The organism is Streptomyces sp. NPDC004435 (assembly GCF_042873895.1).
GTDB lineage: Bacteria > Actinomycetota > Actinomycetes > Streptomycetales > Streptomycetaceae > Streptomyces.
Genome location: NZ_JBIAMB010000009.1, coordinates 182,695 through 200,834, shown reverse-complemented (window position 1 = coordinate 200,834; position 18,140 = coordinate 182,695). Strand labels below are relative to the sequence as shown.

The window sequence follows — 18,140 nt, the reverse complement described above, 5'->3', positions numbered from 1 at the left end:
GCGGCCGGCGTCGCCCCGGTCCCGGCCGGGCCCGCCGGGGCGGGCTTGCCCGCGACGATGCGGGGCAGACGGCGTCCATGACAGTTCCGACCGTTCCTCACGTGCCCCCCGTCCCCAAGACCAGCGTCCTGGTGCTCGACTGCTCCGATCCGGAGCCCTTGGCACGGTTCTACGCGGCCCTGCTGGACGCCGTCGTCGAGCCCGCCGAGGGCGACCCCGACCTCCTGCTCGTCTCCGGCGGTTCCGGAGCGGTGCTCGGGATCCGCCGGGACCTCGGGCACGCGCCGCCGAGCTGGCCGCGCCCCGAGGACTCCCTCCAGGCGCACCTGGAGATCCTGGTGGCCCCGGACGCGCTCGACGACGCCGAGCGCGAGGCGGTCTCGCTCGGCGCACGGCCCGTCGCGGCCGAGCGCGAGGGCACCCGCAGCGACCGCCGTACGGATCTCCGCCGCTACATGGACCCGGCCGGACACTCCTTCGTCCTCGTCACGGCCGCCCCCGCCCGGACCCCCTCCCCCGCCCGTGACGACGAGCGGGCGGCAGCCCGTACCCCCACCGGCACAACCCCCCTGCCGTGAGCCGGTCCCGCCTCACCGGGCGGGACCGTCCGCCCCGGGAGCGGAGGAACCGAGGTACGCCTCGCGCACGGCGGGGTGGGCGTGGACCTCGGCGGGGGTGCCCTCGGCCAGGACCTCGCCGAGGTCGAGCACCACGACCCGGGAGCAGAGCTCCATGACGAAGGCGACGTTGTGCTCGACGAGCAGCACCGCGCAGTCCTGTTCCTCGGCCGTCCGGCGGATGACGGCGGCGAGCAGCCGGCGCTCCTCGACGGTCGTGCCGGAGGCGGGTTCGTCCAGGAGCAGGACCCGGGGCGGGTCGGCGAGCGCGCGGGCGAGTTCGACCATGCGGGCCTGTCCGACGGGCAGGCCGCCCGCGTACGAGCCGGCCAGCGCGTCGATTCCGCACGCGTCGAGCACGGCGGCGGCCCGCTCCCGGTGGCCGCGCGCTCCGGCGGAGCGGAGTCCGCCGCGCCAGTCCCGGGCGACCACGAGGTTGTCGGCCACCGTCAACTGGCCGAAGAGCTGCTGGCGTTGGAAGGTGCGGCGGATGCCGTGCCGGGCCCGCCAGACCGGGGACCGGCGGGTGATGACCGTGCCGTCGTACACGATCTCGCCCCCGTCCGGCCGCCGCATCCCCGACAGCACGTCGAACAGCGTCGTCTTGCCCGCGCCGTTCGGCCCGATCAGACCGCAGATCTCCCCGGTGCGGACGGAGACGGTCACGTCGCGCAGGGCGTGGACGCCGCCGAAACGGACGTCGATGCCGCTCGCGTGCAGCAGTGGGCGGCTCATCGGCGTACTCCCGTCCCCAGGTATGCCTCGGCCAGCCGGTCCCTGTCCACCTCGGACCGGGGCCCGGACCAGGCGATCCCGCCCTGTGCGAGGTACGCCACGGTGTCGGCGACGCCGAGGGCTTCGGCGGCCTTCTCCTCGACCAGCAGCAACGCGGTACCGCGGCCCCGGAGTTCGGTCAGGAGCCGGAACACCTCGTCCACGACGCGCGGCGCCAGTCCGAGTGACGGCTCGTCGGCGACGAGGACCGCGGGCGGCCGCTGGAGGAGCGGGGCGAGGGCGAGGAGCTGCTGCTCGCCGCCGGAGAGCGACCCGGCGAGGACGGTGCGGCGGGCCGCGAGCGCCGGGAAGCGCGCGTACACCGCCTCGCGGTCCTCGGCGTCCGCCAGCTGGAGCGCCAGGTTCTCCTCGATCGAAAGACCGGAGAAGATCCCCCGCCCCTCGGGGGCCAGCCGCACCCCGCGGCGTGCCCGGGCGACCGTCGGGTCGCGGGTGGCGTCCTCGCCCCGTACCCGCACGAGTCCTTCGGCGGGCCGCAGCAGTCCCGCCGCCACCCGGCAGAGTGTGGACTTCCCGGCCCCGTTGGGGCCGAGCAGGACCAGCGCCTCGCCGCCGCGCACCACGAGGTCCACCCCGTGCAGCACCTCCGCGCCTCCGTACCCGGCGTGGACGCCGCTCAGTTCGAGCGCGGGCTCCGCAGGTGCCGGGCCGGAGCCGCCGTCCGTCGTATCGGAGGCGATCGCGGAAGCCGTCAGGGACCCGGCCGCCGGCCGCGGCACGGAGACCGACACCTGCCTCACCGCAGCAGGCTCCGGACCCGGGCCCCGCCCCGCCTTCGTCCGCCTCACCGCCCCCACCGCACCGCGCCGGGCCGCCCGCCTCGACGGAAGCGCGGCGCAGTACCCGTCCGGGTCGTTGGCGAGCGCCAGGCCCGCCAGGCCGAAGAGGATCACGGGCAGGTGGGCGGAGTCCGTCACGTACTCGGCCATCAGGTGCGGGACGACCGCGAAGACCAGCCCGGCCACCACCGCGAACTGCGGTCTGCGCACCCCCGCCGCGACGACGACCGCCAGCCACACCAGCCCCGTCATCGCCGTGAAGTCGGTCGCCGTGATGCGGGTGTTGTACGAGGCGTAGAGCACGCCTCCGAAGCCCGCGAGGCCCGCCGACACCGTGAACAGCAGGAGTTTCGTGCGGACCACCGACACCCCCGAGGCCGCCGCGGCCTCGGGGGCCGAGCGGACCGCGAGCATGGCCCGGCCCCAGCGGGAGCCGCGCAGCCAGGTGAGCAGGGCGACGGCGACCGCGCTGAGGAGGACCAGGGCGAGGCCGAGGGCCCGGTCGTCCCCGAGGTCCACGGGGCCCACCACCGGTCGCGGTATCGCCCATCCGGTGTCGCCGTTGCGCAGCCACCCGAGCTGGAAGAGGACCTGATCGGCCAGGAAGGCGAGGGCCAGGGTGGCCAGGGCCAGTGATCTGCCGCCGAGCCGCAGGGCGGGCAGCGCGACGACCGCGCCGAGCAGGGCGGCCGCCGCCGTACCGGCCGCCGCGGCCGCGAGGAAGGGCCAGCCGTGGCTCATCAGCAGGCCGGCGACGAGCGCCGCGCCGGTGACGAACGTCGCCTGGGCGAGCGACACCATGGCGCCGACCCCGGTGACCACGGTGAACGACATGAAGACGAGGCCGATGGCGAGCCCTTGGGCAAGGATGCCGCTCCAGAAGGGGGTGGTGACGGTGTAGAACGCGGTGCCGAGCAGCACGCCGGCCACCGCCCACGCGCCCCACCGGCGGACGCCGCTCCGTCCGGCGAGGTAGTCGACCGGTGGCGGGTCCGCGGCCGCGGTGCCGGCGGCGCGCTGCCGCCGGACCAGGACGACGAGGCCGCCGAAGAGGATGAGGAAGGGGACCGCGGTGCGGAAGCCGGTGATGTCGTCGGTGAACGACGCGTACCCGGCCACCAGGTTCTGCAGCACTCCGAGCCCGAGCCCGGCCGCGAAGGCGAGCGGCACGGACACGAACCGCCCGAGGACGGCCGCGGTGGCCGAGACGAAGAGGAACAGCGTGTAGTCGTGCGCCGAGAGCCCGAGGAGCGGGGTGGCCAGGACGCCGGCGAGGCCCGCGAGGCCGGACGCCAGCATCCACGCGATCGAGGAGAGCCGGTCCGCGCTGATGCCCCTCAGTTCGGTCAGCGTGCGGTCGTCGACTGCCGCCCGCAGCCGGAGACCGAGCCGGGTGCGGCGCATCAGGACCCACAGGGCCGCCGCCGCGAGCGCGGTGGCGATCCAGGTGATCAGCTGGTCGGAGTCGATGCCGACGCCGTCGATCGGCTGCCAGGCCACGGCGGGGCTCGGGCCGACGCCGGGCAGTCCGAACTGGTTCTCGGCGGGCTGGACGGGGGCGCCGGCCCGCTCCAGGAGTTCGACCACCCACAGTCCGGCCGCGGGCAGCGCGACGAGCAGGCCGATGGTGGCCACGATCTGCGCCGTCTCGCCGACCCGGGCCAGTTTCCTGAACATCAGCCGGTCCAGGGCCCAGCCAAGGCCGGGCGCCACGACGAGGACCAGGACCAGCGCGGTGGGCACGGCCGGCCAGCCGAAGCCGGAGTGAAGCTCGTAGAAGGCCAGCGCGCAGAGGTACGCGGTGGCGCCGTGCGCGAAGTTGAAGAGCCCGGAGGCGGAGGAGGAGAGGACGAGGCCGGTCGCGAGCAGCGCGTAGAGCGCGCCCGAGACCAGTCCGCTCAGGACGAAGCCCAGCAGGTCACCCACGTGCCGCGCCCCTCAGCCGAAGGGGATCGGCGGGTAGCACTTGAAGGGCACCGCCACCTCGTACCGCCCGTTCTTGAGCTGGACGAGCGCTCCGCAGCCGAAGCTCTCCTTCTTCCCCTTGGGCAGGGCGCGGTCGCCCACCAGCGTTCCGGTGTCGGAGAATCCGTCGGCGGCCTTCTGGAAGGACTCCACGGTGAGGTCCTCGCCGGCCTTCGCGGCGATCGCGAGGAAGAGGTCGGCGCTCATGTACCCCGTGAGCATGTGCATGTTGAGCGGTACCTCCTTGCCTCCGGCGGCCTTCCTGATGTCGTCCTTGAACTGCCGCATCGCGGGGCTGTCCGACTCGAAGGGCTGGAACTGCAGCAGGACGTGGACGCCGTCGAGGGCCTGTTTCGTCGCGTCCTTCGCGAGGAGCCCGGGGTCGTAGTCGGTCGGGTCGGAGAGGACCCCCCTGTAGCCGGAGCGCTTGAGCGCGGTGAACAGGCCGATGTTGTACGGCGTCTGCATCACGGAGATCACGGCGTCGGGCGCGCCGCCGCCGGGGCCCGAGCGCAGGATCTCCTTGGTGTACGCCGACCAGTCGCTGGGCATCGAGGTCGCCGGGACGACGGCCTTGGCGTACGGGACCTGGAAGCCGGCCGCCTTGAAGCCCTGGGTGAAGGTGCGGATGCCGAACTTGCCGGCGTCGTTGTCGCCGGCGATCAGGGCGACCGACTTGCCGCGCGCGCCGCCGAGGACGGAGGCGAGGCTCTCGGGCCAGGTCTGGTTGAGCGTGCCGCCGGGCGTCGGGACGAGGCAGCCGTTGAAACCGTAGATGTGGGCCGGGCCGCAGAACGAGGGGAGGGTGCCCCAGCCCACCGTCGGGACCTTCTGGGAGTCGAGGAAGTCGGCCCCGGCGAAGGTGACCGAGCTCATCGGGGCGACGGCGAAGACCTGCTCCTGCTGGACGAGCTCGCGGGCCGCGGCGAGGTTCCTGGCGGGGTCCTGGCCGTCGTCCTCGGCGCCCAGGTACGCGATCTTCCGCCCGTTGACCCCGCCCTCGGCGTTGGCCCGGTCGTAGCGCGCGCGTGCGCCGAGGTCGGTGTCCTTCTTGGAGTAGCCGCTGGCGGTCGTCATCGACACGATGCCGCCGACCTTGATCGTGTCGGCGGTGACTCCGCGCGCGGAGGCGGCGGCCGGCGTGTTTCCGCCGGTGGAGGCGGAGTTGCAGGCGGTGGCGAGGAGCAGGGCGAACGTCGCGGCGACAACGCGCAAGGGTCGAGACACAGGCGATCCCTCCATCGGGTGCCCGCATTCTGTGAGTCATCTGACGAACCGTCAATAACTGATGGTCCGTCAATTCTGCGCCGTCCGAATGATCTCTGGTTTGAAGGTGCCCCTGCGCCGCCAGTCTGTGTAGGGGCACCACAGGGAGGAATCCTCATGACCGCACCGCGCAGGACCGAAGGCCCGTCGAGCTGGACCGCGGAGACCCTGAGGACGGAGGAGTGGCTGCTTCCGGCGACGCCGGAGGCCGGCGTCCCGACGGGGGAGGCCGGCGTCCCGACGGGGGACGCTCCGGCGGAGAGGGCTCACGCCGGCCTCTGGCACGGCACGGGGTTCGTCGTGCTCCGCGGCCTGGATCTCGCGGGCCTCACCGACCAGGAGTGCGTCGAGCTGTGCGCGCGTACGGTCGCCCGGGTGTGCGCCCCGGCGGGGCTCCGCCTCCAGCGGTCCGCCCACGAACTCCTCACGGCGGCCACCGCGCCGGCTGTCCCGCGCACGCCCGGCCCGGGCACCCCCGCCCCCCCGGACGGCGACACCCAGACACTCCTCCCGCACATGGACCGCGGCGAGGGCCCCCGGCCACCCAGGCTCCTGGCGCTGCTGTGCGTCAGGCCGGCCCCCGAAGGCGGCGAGTCACTGCTGGCCAGCGGCCCGGCGCTGCGCGATCGCCTCGCGGCCGAGCGGCCCGAGGCCCTGAGGGAGCTCTCGCAGGACTTCCGCTTCGGACGCGGGGCGGACTTCGACCGCGTCCGCCCGGTGTTCGACCTCGACGGCCCGATCCTGCGGGTGCACTACAACCGCTACTGGATCGCCCGCGGCCAGGAGGAGACCGGCACCCCCTTCAGCCCCGCCCGGCGCAGCGCCCTCCAGGCCATGGAGGCCCTGCTCCAGGACCCGGCGATGGTCGTCACCCTCCCCCTGCGCCGAGGGGACCTGCTCCTCGTCGACAACTCCTCCGTCCTGCACGGCAGGACGCCCTTCAGGAACGGCGGAGCGCCGGGCACCCAGCGCTGTTACGCGCGCGTCTGGGCGGACTGACCCGGCGCTCCGGGGGCTCGAGGCCGCCGCGACGGCAGTCCGATTTCTGGTATGGACCTGACAAGCGGGGACCGTTAGCGTGTCGGTGGCACTCCTTGAGAGCGCTCTCAGCGTTTGACTCCCCCACACCTGGAGGTCCCGTGAAACGCACCACCCCCCTGCGCACCGCCCTCGCCGCCCTGCTCCTGACGGTCGGTCTGGGCGCCGCCCACGCCGGTGCGGCGAGCGCCGCCCCGTCCGCGGAGCCCGGCGCCGCGACACCGCCCGCCTCCGCCTCCGCCGGACTGCTCGACGCCATGCGGCGGGACTTCGGGCTCACCCCGGCGCAGGCCGAGGAGCGGCTGCGTGCCGAGAAGGCGGCCGTCGCGGTGGAGAAGGCCGCCGAGCGGCACGCCGGCGCCGCCTATGCCGGCGCGTGGTTCGACCCGGCGGCCGGCCGGCTCGTGGTCGCCGTGACCGACCGCGCCGAGGAGGCCGGGGTGCGCGCCCTGGGCGCCGACACCCGCCTGGTCCGCCACAGCGCCGCCGCCCTGGACCGCGCCAAGGCCCGGCTGGACACGCTCCGCGCACCCGCCGGAGTGGCCGGCTGGCACGTCGACCCGAGGAGCAACAGCGTCGTGGTCGACGTCGTCCGCTCCGAGCGGCAGACCCCCGCCGTGCGGTCCTTCCTGGACCGGGCCGGGGCGGGCGGGCTCGTCACGGTCGCCGAGACGGCCGAGGCGCCCCGCACGTACGCGGCGGGCACGGTCGGCGGCGACCCGTACTACACCGGCAACGTCCGCTGTTCGATCGGCTTCTCCGTCCACGGCGGCTTCGTGACCGCCGGGCACTGCGGGCGGGCGGGCGCGGCGGTGCGGGGCTGGGACGGCTCCGCGATGGGGACCTTCCAGGGCTCGTCGTTCCCCGGTGACGACTACGCGTACGTCTCGATCCACAGCGGCTGGTGGACCGTGCCCGTGGTCCTCGGCTGGGGCACCGTCCCCGACCAGCTCGTACGCGGCTCGAACGAGGCCCCGGTCGGCGCCTCGATCTGCCGCTCCGGCTCGACCACGCGCTGGCACTGCGGCACGGTCCTGGCCAAGAACGAGACGGTCAACTACAGCCAGGGCGCCGTGCACCAGATGACGAAGACCAGCGTCTGCGCCGAGGGCGGCGACTCCGGCGGCTCGTTCCTCAGCGGCGACCAGGCCCAGGGCGTCACCTCCGGAGGCTGGGGCAACTGCTCCTCCGGCGGCCAGACGTGGTTCCAGCCGGTCAACGAGATCCTGGCCCGCTACGGCCTCCGGCTCCACACCGCCTGAGCCGGCACGGGCGGGGCGGAACGCCTGACGGAAGCACTGGCGGAAGCTCTGGCGGAAGCCGCCCCGCCCTCCTCGGCGCCGCCGCGTCCCAGGGCGGCGCCGAGGAGGCAGGACGCAGCCCCCGACCGGTTCCGGTTCGGGGGCTGCGTCCGGGTCCTGAGCTCGGTCCCGTTCCGGCGTCAGCCGGGGGTGTGGGCGGTCTTGGCCGACGCGGTGTCGTCCTCGTCCGGGGCCGGCGACTCGGCCGGCGGCCGCGGGGTCGGCGGGGTGCGGACGAGCAGGGCGACCAGCACGGCCAGGGCGCCGAGCGCGGCGCCGACGCCGAAGCCCCAGCGGATGCCCGTACCCAGCGCCCCCGTGACGTCGGCGCCTTCGGCCGCCGCCGCGGCGGCGCGGCCCGACATGACGCTGATGACCAGGGCCGTGCCGGCGGCCGCCGCGACCTGCTGGAGCGAGCCCAGGATGGCGGAGCCGTGGGGGTAGAGGTGCGGAGGCAGCACGGAGAGGCCGGAGGTGAAGACGGGGGTGAAGACGAAGGCCATGCCGGCGCTGAGCGCCACGTGCAGCACGAGCACGAGCCACGGCGAGGTCTGCTCGGCCGTGAGCGCGAGCAGCGCGAGGCAGAGCGCCGTGAGCACCGCTCCGGGGACGACCAGGCGCGGGGCACCGAACCGGTCGTAGAGCTTGCCGACCTGCGGGCCGAGGAGACCCATGGTCAGACCGCCGGGGATGAGCAGCAGGCCCGTCTGCAGCGAGGTCAGGTCGCACACCTCCTGCAGGTACAGCGGCAGCAGGATGAACGCGCCCATCAGCGCCATGAAGGACACGCACATCAGGCCCAGTGCCACGGAGAAGTGACGGAAGGTCAGGGCGCGAAGGTCGAGCAGGGGCGTCGACGAGCGCTGGAGGACCAGCTGCCGCCACACGAACAGGCCCACCAGCACGGCGCCGATCAGCGTCGTGGCGACCGGGGACACCGCCGCGTCGGCCGCGTTCTCGGCACCGAGCCCGCTCAGGCCGTACACCAGCGCGCCGAAGCCCGCCGCGGCCAGGGGGACGGAGACCCAGTCGATCGGTCCGGCCTGCGGCTCGCCGATGTCGACCAGCTTGAGCCGGCCGAACACCGCCATCGCCCCGGCGATGGGCAGCACGGCCAGGAACAGCAGGCGCCACGACCCCAGCTCCAGCAGCACGCCGGAGAACGCCGGTCCGAGAGCGGGCGCGACGGAGATGACGAGGGTGATGTTGCCCATGACCTTGCCGCGCTCGTGCGGCGGCACGAGGGTCATCAGCGTCGTCATGAGCAGCGGCATCATGACGGCGGTGCCGCTCGCCTGGATGACCCGGGCGGCGAGCAGCACGGGGAAGACGGGAGCGGCGGCGGCCAGCGCCGTGCCGGCGAGGAACAACGCCATGGCGAGGCTGAAGGCGGTCCGGGTCGTGACGCGCTGGAGGAACCAGCCGGTCACCGGGATGACGACGGCCATGGTCAGCATGAAGGCGGTGGAAAGCCACCCTGCGGCCGCCGCGCTGACCTCGAACTCCCGCATGAGCCGCGGGATCGCGTTGACCATGATCGTCTCGTTGAGGAGGACGACGAACGTGGACAGCACGAGGATCCGCAGCACGGCGGTGACGCGGGCGGGTGAGGGGGTGGGCGTTGCGTGGGGTGCTTGCATGGCGCCTTCCGTGAGGTGAGTGTCCTCCGCGGGTCGCGGGTCTCAGGGCAGACCTCGGCGCCGGGAAGAACTCATCGGTGTCGCCCGATCCTGTCGGCACGACCGCCCGAGCTCAATCGATTTTCTCGATTTCCGTCGGTCGGAGCACGGCTCGCCGCGCTCTCCGGTGCTCCCCGGGCGGGCGACCATAGGGTTGGCGCGTGCTGCTGAACGTGAACGCGACCTTCGTGGTCCTTCTGGTGGTTCTGCTCGCCCTCGCCGCCGGAGTGGTCGCCCTCGCCGGGCTCGGACGCCCGCGCGACACCCTCGTCGCCGGGGCACGCGCGGCGGCGCAGCTCGTCGCGGTCTCCTTCGTGATCGGCTGGGTCGTCCGCGCGGTGCCCCTGCTCCTCTGCTTCCTGCTGCTGATGTACGCGGTGGCGGTGCGCACGGCGGGCCGCCGGGTCGTCCCGGCGCCGGGGCGTTCCTGGCCGTGGACGGCGGTTCCGATCGGCGCCGGCGTCGTCCCCGTCGTGCTCGCGCTGCTCGTCACCGGGGTCGTACCCGCCCGGGGCATCGCGCTCGTCCCCGTCACCGGCATCCTCATCGGGGGCGCGCTGACCGCCACCGTGCTGTCCGGGCGCCGGGCGCTCGACGAACTCGCCACGCGCCGGGGCGAGGTGGAGGCCGGCCTGGCGCTCGGGCTGAGCGAGCGCGAGGCGCGCATGGAGGTGGCGCGCGGAGCCGCCGCCGACGCGCTCCTGCCGGGCATGGACCAGACGCGTACCGTCGGCCTCGTCACCCTCCCGGGCGCGTTCGTGGGCATGCTCCTCGGCGGCGCCTCTCCCCTGCACGCGGGCGCGGTCCAGCTCTTCGTCCTTGTCGCGCTCCTCCTCGTCCAGGCGGTCGCCACCGCCCTCACCCTGGAGCTCGTGGCGCGCGAACGCCTCGTCCGCCCCGAACCACCTCTCCCCTAGGGCCTGTTGTCACCGGAGCGGATCCGTCCAGGCGGCACGCACGGCGCACCGCGCCCCGGTGTGAGCGCCCCCCGCGTGATCTCCGCGCGCCCTACCGGTGCCCTCCGGCGGGTGGCCATGATGAGGGCGCGCACCGCTCAGGAATCTGGCGATCCGCATCCCCGTCCTCCGGCCGGGAGCCCTGCGGTGGAAGGAGCTCGCTTCGTGTTGCTTCTCGTCTCCCCGGACAGCGTCGAGGAAGCCCTCGACTGTGCCAAGGCCGCGGACCACCTCGACATCGTCGACGTCAAGAAGCCCGACGAGGGCTCGCTGGGCGCCAACTTCCCCTGGGTCATCAGGGAGATCCGCGACGCGGTGCCGGCCGACAAGCCGGTCTCCGCCACCGTCGGCGACGTCCCGTACAAGCCGGGGACGGTGGCGCAGGCCGCGCTCGGCGCGGTCGTCTCGGGTGCGACGTACATCAAGGTCGGGCTCTACGGGTGCACGACGCCCGAGCAGGGCGTCGACGTCATGCGGGCGGTCGTGCGGGCGGTGAAGGACCACCGCCCGGACGCGCTCGTCGTCGCCTCCGGCTACGCCGACGCCCACCGCGTCGGCTGCGTCAACCCGCTGGCCCTGCCCGACATCGCAGCCCGCTCCGGCGCGGACGCGGCCATGCTCGACACCGCCGTCAAGGACGGGACGAGGCTCTTCGACCACGTGCCGGCGGACACCTGCGCCGAGTTCGTACGCAGGGCGCACGGCTCCGGTCTGCTGGCGGCGCTCGCGGGCAGCCTCGCCCACGCCGACCTCGGTGCGCTGACCCGTATGGGCACCGACATCGTGGGGGTGCGGGGAGCGGTCTGCGAGGGAGGCGACCGCAATGCCGGGCGGATCCGTCCCCAGCTGGTGGCCGCCTTCCGGGCCGAGATGGACCGGCAGGCCCGGGAACACGCCGTCGGCGTCCTCGCGGCCGACTGACCGCCGGCATGCCGAGCACCGAGACGGGCGGCGTCCCCGGGCGCCGCACCGGACGCTTCCCCGTCGTCGACCCGGCCACCGGGGAGACCTTCGCCGAGGCCCCCGACCAGCGGCCGGAGGAACTGGACGGCGTGGTCGACCGTGCCCGACGGGCCTGGTCCGGCTGGCGCGCGGACCCCGCGGCCCGTGCCGCCGCGCTGTGCGCCGCGGCGGACGCCGTGGCGGCGGCGGGCGACGACCTCGCCCGGCTGCTCACCCGGGAACAGGGCAAGCCCCTGGCCGAGTCGCACGCGGAGGTCGCCCGCACGGCGGCCCGGCTGCGCTACTTCGCCGGTCTGACCCCCAAGACCCGGCGGATCGACGACGGGCGGCCCGTGCGCAGCGAGGTCCGGTGGCGCGCCCTCGGCCCCGTCGCGGCGATCGTGCCGTGGAACTTCCCCCTCCAGCTCGCGGCGGCGAAGTTCGCGCCGGCGCTCGCGGCGGGCAACACGGTGGTCCTCAAGCCGTCTCCGTACACCCCGCTCGCCACCCGGCTGCTCGGTTCCGTCCTCGCCGCCGTCCTGCCCGAGAACGTCCTGACCGTCGTCACCGGCCGCGAACCGCTCGGCGCCCGGCTCGCGTCCCACCCGGGCATCCGCCACGTCACCTTCACCGGTTCGGTGCCCACCGGCCGTGCCGTCGCGGAAGCGGCCGCCGGCTCGCTCGCCCGCGTCACCCTGGAGCTGGGCGGGAACGACGCGGCCGTGCTCCTGGACGACGTGGACGTGGAGCGGGTCGCCGACCGGCTGTTCTGGGCGGCGTTCCGCAACTGCGGACAGGTGTGCATGGCGGTGAAGCGCGTCTACGCCCCCGTCCGGCTGCACGCCCAGGTCGTCGAGGCGCTCGCCGAGCGCGCGAAGAGCGTCACGGTCGGTCCCGGCCTCGATCCCGGCACCCTGCTGGGGCCGGTCAACAACGCCGCGCAGCTGGCCCGCGTCGAGCGGGTCACCGCGCGGGCCCTCGCGGACGGCGGGAGGGCCGCGGCCGGCGGCCACCGGCTGGACGGGCCCGGCCGGGCGGGGCACTTCTTCGCTCCGACGATCCTCACCGACGTGCCGCCGGGCAGCCCGGTGGTGACCGGGGAGCAGTTCGGGCCGGTGCTGCCGGTGCTGCCCTACCGGGACGTGGACGAGGCCGTCGACGCGGCGAACGGCACCGGCTTCGGTCTCGGCGGCTCCGTCTGGGGCACCGATCTCGACCGGGCCGAGGCGGTGGCCGACCGGCTCGACTGCGGCACGGCCTGGATCAACCACCACGCCGAGCTGTCCCTCGCCCAGCCGTTCGCGGGCGTCAAGGACAGCGGGGTCGGCGTCGCGGGCGGACCGTGGGGGCTCTACGGGAACCTCCGCCCGTTCGTCGTCCACCGCCCCGAAGAGGTGGCGGGGTGAGGTTCCGGGCCGCCGTCCTGCGCGGGTACGAGGACCCGTTCACGGTCGAGGAGGTGACCCTGAGGACCCCGCCCGGTCCGGGCGAGCTCCTGGTCGAGATCGCGGGCGCCGGGATGTGCCGTACCGACCTCGCGGTACGGCGCTCCGCCGGCCGCAGCCCGCTGCCGGCCGTCCTCGGCCACGAGGGCGCCGGGGTGGTGGTGCGGTCGGGCGGCGGACCCGGCACGGCGATCGGCGTGGGCGACCACGTGGTGCTGAGCTTCGACTCCTGCGGGCACTGCCGGAACTGCCGCGGCGCTGCCCCCGCGTACTGCGACTCCTTCGCCTCGCTCAACCTCTTCGGGGGACGCGCCGAGGAGCCGCCCCGGATCGTCGACGCGGCCGGGAAGGCGCTGGCGCCCCGCTGGTTCGGCCAGTCCTCCTTCGCCGCGTACGCCCTCGTCCCCGCCCGCAACGCCGTCCGGGTCGATCCCGGCCTTCCGCTCGAACTGCTCGGGCCGCTCGGCTGCGGCTTCCTCACCGGCGCGGGAGCCGTCCTCAACACCTTCGGCGCGGGCCCCGGCGACACCCTGGTCGTCCTCGGTGCCGGAGCGGTCGGCCTGGCCGCGGTGATGGCGGCCGGCGCGGCCGGCGTACGGACCGTGGCGGTCGACCGGCATCCCGGCCGGCTCGCCCTGGCCGAGCGCTTCGGCGCGGTCCCGCTGGCCGCCTCCACGGCGGGCCTGCCCGAGCGGATCCGGCGGCTGACCGACGGCGGCGCGCAGTACGCCCTGGACACCACGGCCTCGCCCCCGCTCATCAACGACGCGCTCCGGGCACTGCGCCCCACCGGCACCCTCGGCCTGGTGGCACGCCTCCCCACCGCGCTGTCGCTCGAACCGGGCACGCTCGACCGGGGCCGTGCCGTCCGCCACATCTGCGAGGGCGACGCCGTGCCGGGGCTGCTGATACCCCGGCTGACCGCCCTCTGGCAGGCCGGACGCTTCCCCTTCGACCAGCTGATCCGCACCTATCCGCTCGCCGACGTCAACGAGGCCGAGCGCGACTGCGAGGCGGGCCGCGTGGTCAAGCCCGTACTGATCCCGGACGGCAGCGGCCACCGCCGAGGGCGACCACGCGGCACCTCGCCCACCCGACGCACACCTCCCCCACCGTCCCTTCCGCCAACGGAGACCCCATGACCGGCACGGCGCCCCTCGCACCGAAGCAAGGGCACAAGCATGAGCAACAGCAGTCGGACGCCGAAGGCGTCGACGGAGGCGTGGACGGAGGCGTGGGTCTGACCTCGCTCCTGGTCGCCGCGGCGCGGGCGATCGAGACGCACCGCCCCGACAGCCTGGCCCGGGACGACTACGCGGAGCACTTCGTGCGCGCGGCTCCGGCCTGCGCGGAGTGGCCGGTACGCATCGAGCAGGTGCCGGACGGGGACAGCAACCCGCTGTGGGGACGGTTCGCCCGCTACTTCGGCCTGCGGACCAGGGTCCTCGACGACTTCCTCCTCCGGTCCGTTCGGGGGGACGCCCGCCAAGTGGTGCTGCTGGGGGCGGGGTTGGACACCCGCGCCTTCCGGCTGGACTGGCCGTCGGACCTGGTGGTCTTCGAGATCGACCGGGCGGGTGTGCTGGAGTTCAAGCAGCGGGTGCTGACCGGCCTGACCGCCGCCCCTCGGGTGAAGCGCGTGCCCGTGCCGGTCGACCTGCGTGCGGACTGGGTCGCGGCGCTGACGGCCGCCGGATTCGACCCGGCCGTGCCGAGCGTCTGGCTGGCCGAGGGACTGCTCTTCTATCTGCCGGGTCCCGTCGAGACGCGCCTCCTCGACACGGTGGACGCGCTGACCGCCGGGGGCGGTGCGCTGGCCTTCGAGGCGAAGCTGGAGAAGGACCTGACGGCGTACCGCGACAGTCCGGTCTACACGGCGACGCGGGAGCAGATCGGGATCGACCTGCTGGGCCTGTTCGATCTGGGGCCGCGCCCCGACTCGGCGGGCGGGCTGGTGGCGAAGGGCTGGTCCACCTCGATGCACACGCCCTTCGAATTCACCCGCCGGCACGGGCGCGGTCCGCTCCCCGAGCCGAACGACGCGCTGGAGGGGAACCGCTGGGTGTTCGCGCACAAGCCCCGGCTCTGACGGGGGCCGAGGGGCGGGCGGGCGGTCCTGCGGGCCGCGCGGCCGTTCCCTCGGCCCGCCTCTCGCGGGAGGGCCGTGTCCGCTCGCGGGAGGGCTGTGTCCTCTCGCGGGAGGGCGTGTCAGGCGGTCCGGACGGCCACCAGCTGGTCGCCCGGGATCCCGGCCAGGTCCGGCGCGTAGTAGTCCACGATGCCGGCGGCCCAGGTGGCCACGGTGATGCGGTCGTCGGCGTCCGGGCCGAAGGCGTCGAAGAGGGCGTGGATGTTCGCGTCCTCGAAGCCGATCGCCGTCATCAGCGACAGGAAGAGCGGGCGCTCGATCAGGCCGTCCCCGTCCGGGTCGCCGAGCGCTGACAGCGCGACGGCGAACTCGGCGACCGTGGGCCCGAAACGCTCGGGGTCGAGCACGAACGGACGGAACTCGTCGACGGTGATCACGCCGTCGCCGTTGGCGTCCAGTTCGGTGGCCAGCGTCGTCCACCAGCGGCGGAAGGAGGTCCGGAGGGCGTCCCTGGCCCCTGCGTCCGAGGCGGTGGCCACCTCCAGGACGCGGCCCGTCATGAGGTCGAAGTCGTCGGAGTCGATGACTCCGTTGCCGTTCGCGTCGAAGAGGGAGAACACCAGCTCCACGCGCTGGGCGGCCTCGGTTCGCATCTGGGTCACCTGTCTCTCGCGGCCCGTGGTTCCGATCGCCCGGGCCTGGTCGGTGAGTCCTACGTAACCGCGCGAGGGGGCGTGCGTGGCGGCGATCCGTTCTCCCGTACCGGAAGGAGTGACGGCGCTTCGGCCATCGGTCCGGGCGTACGCCGGGGCGGGCGCGCGACCCTTCGCGCGCCGGGGCGAGACCGGGCGCGCTCAGGCGTACTGGCGGCAGCGGCCGGGGAAGGCGGCGCGGGTCCGCGAGGCGACGAGGGCGAGGGCCGCCGCGGACCCGGCGGTGTCGGGTCCGGAGCCCAGTTGCAGGGCCAGGCCCTCGACCAGGCCGTGCAGTTCGAGGGCCGTCAGGTCCGGGTCGGTGGCGTCGGGGACCTCGCCGCACTCCTTGCCGTTGCGCACGGCGCCGGCGAGCCTGGCGCGGATGAGCCGGCCGGTCTCCGCGTGGGCGTGGGCGAGGCGGGGGTTGTCGACGGTGCGGCCGACGAAGGCCAGGGTCACGCGGTGCGCGGATCGCCTGCCCGGGTCCACCGGGAGCCATTGGGCGAGCCCTTCGGCGACCACGTCGCGGATCGGCAACCGCTGGGTCCTCGACCGTTCTTCGAGCGCCGAGACACGCTCCAGGACCTGCTGGACCACCCGCTCGTAGGTGAACAGCAGCATCTCGTCCTTGGAGGCGAAGTAGTGCTGGACGTGCCCGACGGACACCCCCGCGGTCTCGGCGGTGCGCGCCACCGTCACGCGGTCGAGCCCCTGCTCGGTGATGAGTCGCTGGACCGCGTCGGCGACCTGGATCCGCCTGGCTTGATGATCGACGACCTTCGGCATGGGGTCAGCCTAACCCTCCGTCAACCTTGCGGAATGCTTTTACCGTATGGTCATATGGCAAAAAGCGTGGTGGGCGGAGCACGGGGAGGGCTGCGGCATGGGAACGCGAGCGGGGCGGCGAGCGGATCGGCGGGACGGGAGGCGAACGCTGCGGGACGGGGGGCGAACGCGGCGGGGCGGGTGGTTGCTCGGGCGGGCCGCCGCCTGCTGGGCGGCGGTGCTCGCCGCGGGGATCGGGACGGCGTCCGCGGCGATGGCGGAGGGCCACCCGGCCGACTCCGCCGTCGTACGGGGCGCGGACGACCGGGGCGCGGACGACCGGGAACGCTGGTCGGACATGGACGCCTTCGTCCGCGAGCGGATGGCGGCGACCGGGACGCCCGGCGGCGCGTGGGCCGTCGTCGAAGGCGGTGCGGTCGTGCACGAGCAGACCTACGGCCGGGACGGGCGCGGTGCGGCCGTCACCCCGGACACGCCCTTCCTCTGGGGCTCGCTGGCCAAGCCGGTCACCGCCCTCGCCGTGATGCAGCTGGTCGAGGACGGCCGGGTGCGACTCGACGCGCCGGCACGGACGTATCTGCCCTGGTTCCGGCTCGCCGACCGGGAGGTGTCGGACCGCATCACCGTGCGGCATCTGCTGACCAACACCAGCGGCATCCCCGCCTCCGCGACGGCCGAGGTGCAGGACCGCTACGACAACGCGCCCGGCGCCCTGGCCCACGCGGTCCGCGACCTCGCGCGGATCGAGCCCGGCGCCGAACCGGGCACGGCCTACGCGTACTCCAGCGCCGGGTACGCCGTCCTCGGCGCGCTGGTCGAGGAGGTCTCCGGACAGTCGTACGGCGCGTACGCGCACGAGCGGATCCTCGGCCCTCTCGGCATGGAGCACGCCATCGCCACCGAGGACGACGCCGAGCGCGAGCGGCTGGCGCCGGGCCATCGCCCCGTCTTCGGCAGGCCGACCGTCTTCGACGCGCCGTACGACACCGCGGGAGCCCCCGCGGCGCACGTGGGCGGCAGCATCGGGGACGCGGCGCGGCTCGTGCTCGCACAGCTCGGCGGGGGCGAGGTGGACGGCCGGCGGGTGCTGTCGGCCCGGGGGATCGCCGAGATGCACCGCGGCCAGGCCGACAGCGACATCGACCGGTTCGGGCTCGGCTGGTCGGTCGGCACCCTGCCGGGAACGGGCGAGCGGACGGTGTGGAAGTCCGGATCGCTGCCCGGGTACGACGCCATGATCATCATGCTCCCCGAGAGCGACCGGGCCGTGATCGTCCTGCAGAACGCCTTCGACCTGCTCCGCGCCCAGGAGTTCCACCACGCGGCCGTCGGCGCCGCCCGGATCCTGTCCGGCGCGGAGCCGGGCGCCGCGTCTGCCGACCCGCTCGCCACCGTGCTGCCCTGGTCCGCTGCCGCCCTCGCCGTACTGCTGACGCTGTGCGCTGCGGCTCCCGCCCTGCGGATCCTGCCCGGCCGGCGGGCCGCGGCCCGCGCGCGCTCCCGGCGCCGGATCCTCTGGACGACCGCCGTCTCGGCCGGCGCCTCGCTGGCGCTGGTGGCGCTCCTGTGGTGGGTGCTCCCCGCGAGCCTCGGCGGCACGCTCGCCTCGGCCCTGCTGTGGCTGCCCGACACGGGATGGAGCGCCGTCGCCGTGATCGCCGCCGCCCTGTTCCTCGCGGTGGAGCGCGTGGCGCTGGCGGCGGTGGACCTCCGGCGCGGGAGGGCGGTCGGGTCGCAGGCTCTCACGCTCACGTCACGCCCGCGGTGAGACATCGGACCGGTCGCCG

Annotated in this window: 15 protein-coding genes; 9 read left to right on the top strand and 6 right to left on the bottom strand. The window is 74.6% G+C overall.

Features of this window, described 5'->3' with window-relative positions; translation table 11 throughout:
• The first annotated feature begins 77 nt into the window (after positions 1 to 77).
• A complete protein-coding gene (locus ACFYT9_RS18635) occupies positions 78 to 578 on the top strand; it encodes a VOC family protein (protein ID WP_389165104.1) in 501 nt (166 codons plus the stop codon).
• 12 nt (positions 579 to 590) lie between these two features.
• On the opposite strand, the gene ACFYT9_RS18630 is transcribed toward ACFYT9_RS18635, so the two are convergent.
• From ACFYT9_RS18630 to ACFYT9_RS18620, 3 genes are read right to left on the bottom strand one after another with little or no spacing between them, the layout of a single operon-like run.
• Positions 591 to 1,352 (bottom strand): ABC transporter ATP-binding protein, encoded by a 762-nt coding sequence (locus ACFYT9_RS18630; protein ID WP_389165101.1) that lies wholly within the window; start codon positions 1,350 to 1,352, stop codon positions 591 to 593.
• The gene (locus ACFYT9_RS18625) at positions 1,349 to 4,117 is read right to left on the bottom strand and encodes an ATP-binding cassette domain-containing protein (protein WP_389165099.1); all 2,769 of its coding nucleotides are present in this window, start codon (positions 4,115 to 4,117) and stop codon (positions 1,349 to 1,351) included. Before ACFYT9_RS18625 ends, ACFYT9_RS18630 begins: the two co-directional genes overlap by 4 nt.
• A 12-nt stretch (positions 4,118 to 4,129) precedes the next feature.
• Positions 4,130 to 5,383, bottom strand: coding sequence for an ABC transporter substrate-binding protein (locus ACFYT9_RS18620; protein WP_389165096.1), 1,254 nt, complete (start codon positions 5,381 to 5,383; stop codon positions 4,130 to 4,132).
• Between the two features lie 156 nt (positions 5,384 to 5,539).
• On the opposite strand from ACFYT9_RS18620, the gene ACFYT9_RS18615 reads away from it, so the two are divergent.
• Positions 5,540 to 6,421 (top strand): TauD/TfdA family dioxygenase, encoded by an 882-nt coding sequence (locus ACFYT9_RS18615; RefSeq protein ID WP_389165093.1) that lies wholly within the window; start codon positions 5,540 to 5,542, stop codon positions 6,419 to 6,421.
• A gap of 140 nt (positions 6,422 to 6,561) precedes the next feature.
• Positions 6,562 to 7,722, top strand: a complete 1,161-nt coding sequence (locus ACFYT9_RS18610) for a S1 family peptidase (protein ID WP_389165091.1) — start codon at positions 6,562 to 6,564, stop codon at positions 7,720 to 7,722.
• 179 nt (positions 7,723 to 7,901) lie between these two features.
• Here the strand turns inward: ACFYT9_RS18610 and ACFYT9_RS18605 are convergent, their stop codons facing one another.
• Positions 7,902 to 9,401, bottom strand: a complete 1,500-nt coding sequence (locus ACFYT9_RS18605) for a DHA2 family efflux MFS transporter permease subunit (RefSeq protein WP_389165088.1) — start codon at positions 9,399 to 9,401, stop codon at positions 7,902 to 7,904.
• 200 nt (positions 9,402 to 9,601) lie between these two features.
• Here ACFYT9_RS18605 and ACFYT9_RS18600 point away from each other — a divergent pair, with 200 nt between their 5' ends.
• The 5 genes from ACFYT9_RS18600 (at position 9,602) to ACFYT9_RS18580 (ending at position 14,872) form a co-directional block, all read left to right on the top strand.
• Positions 9,602 to 10,357 (top strand): ABC transporter permease, encoded by a 756-nt coding sequence (locus ACFYT9_RS18600; protein WP_389165085.1) that lies wholly within the window; start codon positions 9,602 to 9,604, stop codon positions 10,355 to 10,357.
• Between the two features lie 204 nt (positions 10,358 to 10,561).
• Positions 10,562 to 11,317 carry a (5-formylfuran-3-yl)methyl phosphate synthase gene (locus tag ACFYT9_RS18595; RefSeq protein WP_389165083.1) on the top strand — a complete coding sequence of 252 codons (756 nt, stop codon included), beginning with the start codon at positions 10,562 to 10,564 and terminating at the stop codon, positions 11,315 to 11,317.
• Between the two features lie 8 nt (positions 11,318 to 11,325).
• On the top strand, positions 11,326 to 12,744 hold the full coding sequence (locus tag ACFYT9_RS18590) for an aldehyde dehydrogenase family protein (protein WP_389165081.1): 1,419 nt from the start codon (positions 11,326 to 11,328) through the stop codon (positions 12,742 to 12,744).
• Positions 12,741 to 13,925: an NAD(P)-dependent alcohol dehydrogenase gene (locus tag ACFYT9_RS18585; RefSeq protein ID WP_389165078.1), complete on the top strand. Its 1,185-nt coding sequence runs from the start codon at positions 12,741 to 12,743 to the stop codon at positions 13,923 to 13,925. Before ACFYT9_RS18590 ends, ACFYT9_RS18585 begins: the two co-directional genes overlap by 4 nt.
• A complete protein-coding gene (locus tag ACFYT9_RS18580) occupies positions 13,922 to 14,872 on the top strand; it encodes a class I SAM-dependent methyltransferase (protein WP_389165075.1) in 951 nt (316 codons plus the stop codon). The genes ACFYT9_RS18585 and ACFYT9_RS18580 overlap by 4 nt, the downstream gene beginning before the upstream one ends.
• A 119-nt stretch (positions 14,873 to 14,991) precedes the next feature.
• On the opposite strand, the gene ACFYT9_RS18575 is transcribed toward ACFYT9_RS18580, so the two are convergent.
• Positions 14,992 to 15,525, bottom strand: a complete 534-nt coding sequence (locus ACFYT9_RS18575; RefSeq protein WP_389165073.1) for an EF-hand domain-containing protein — start codon at positions 15,523 to 15,525, stop codon at positions 14,992 to 14,994.
• 201 nt (positions 15,526 to 15,726) lie between these two features.
• Positions 15,727 to 16,353 carry a TetR/AcrR family transcriptional regulator gene (locus ACFYT9_RS18570; protein WP_389165071.1) on the bottom strand — a complete coding sequence of 209 codons (627 nt, stop codon included), beginning with the start codon at positions 16,351 to 16,353 and terminating at the stop codon, positions 15,727 to 15,729.
• Between the two features lie 184 nt (positions 16,354 to 16,537).
• Between ACFYT9_RS18570 and ACFYT9_RS18565 the strand changes: the two genes are divergently transcribed.
• Positions 16,538 to 18,121: a serine hydrolase domain-containing protein gene (locus ACFYT9_RS18565; protein ID WP_389165069.1), complete on the top strand. Its 1,584-nt coding sequence runs from the start codon at positions 16,538 to 16,540 to the stop codon at positions 18,119 to 18,121.
• Positions 18,122 to 18,140: the final 19 nt, after the last annotated feature.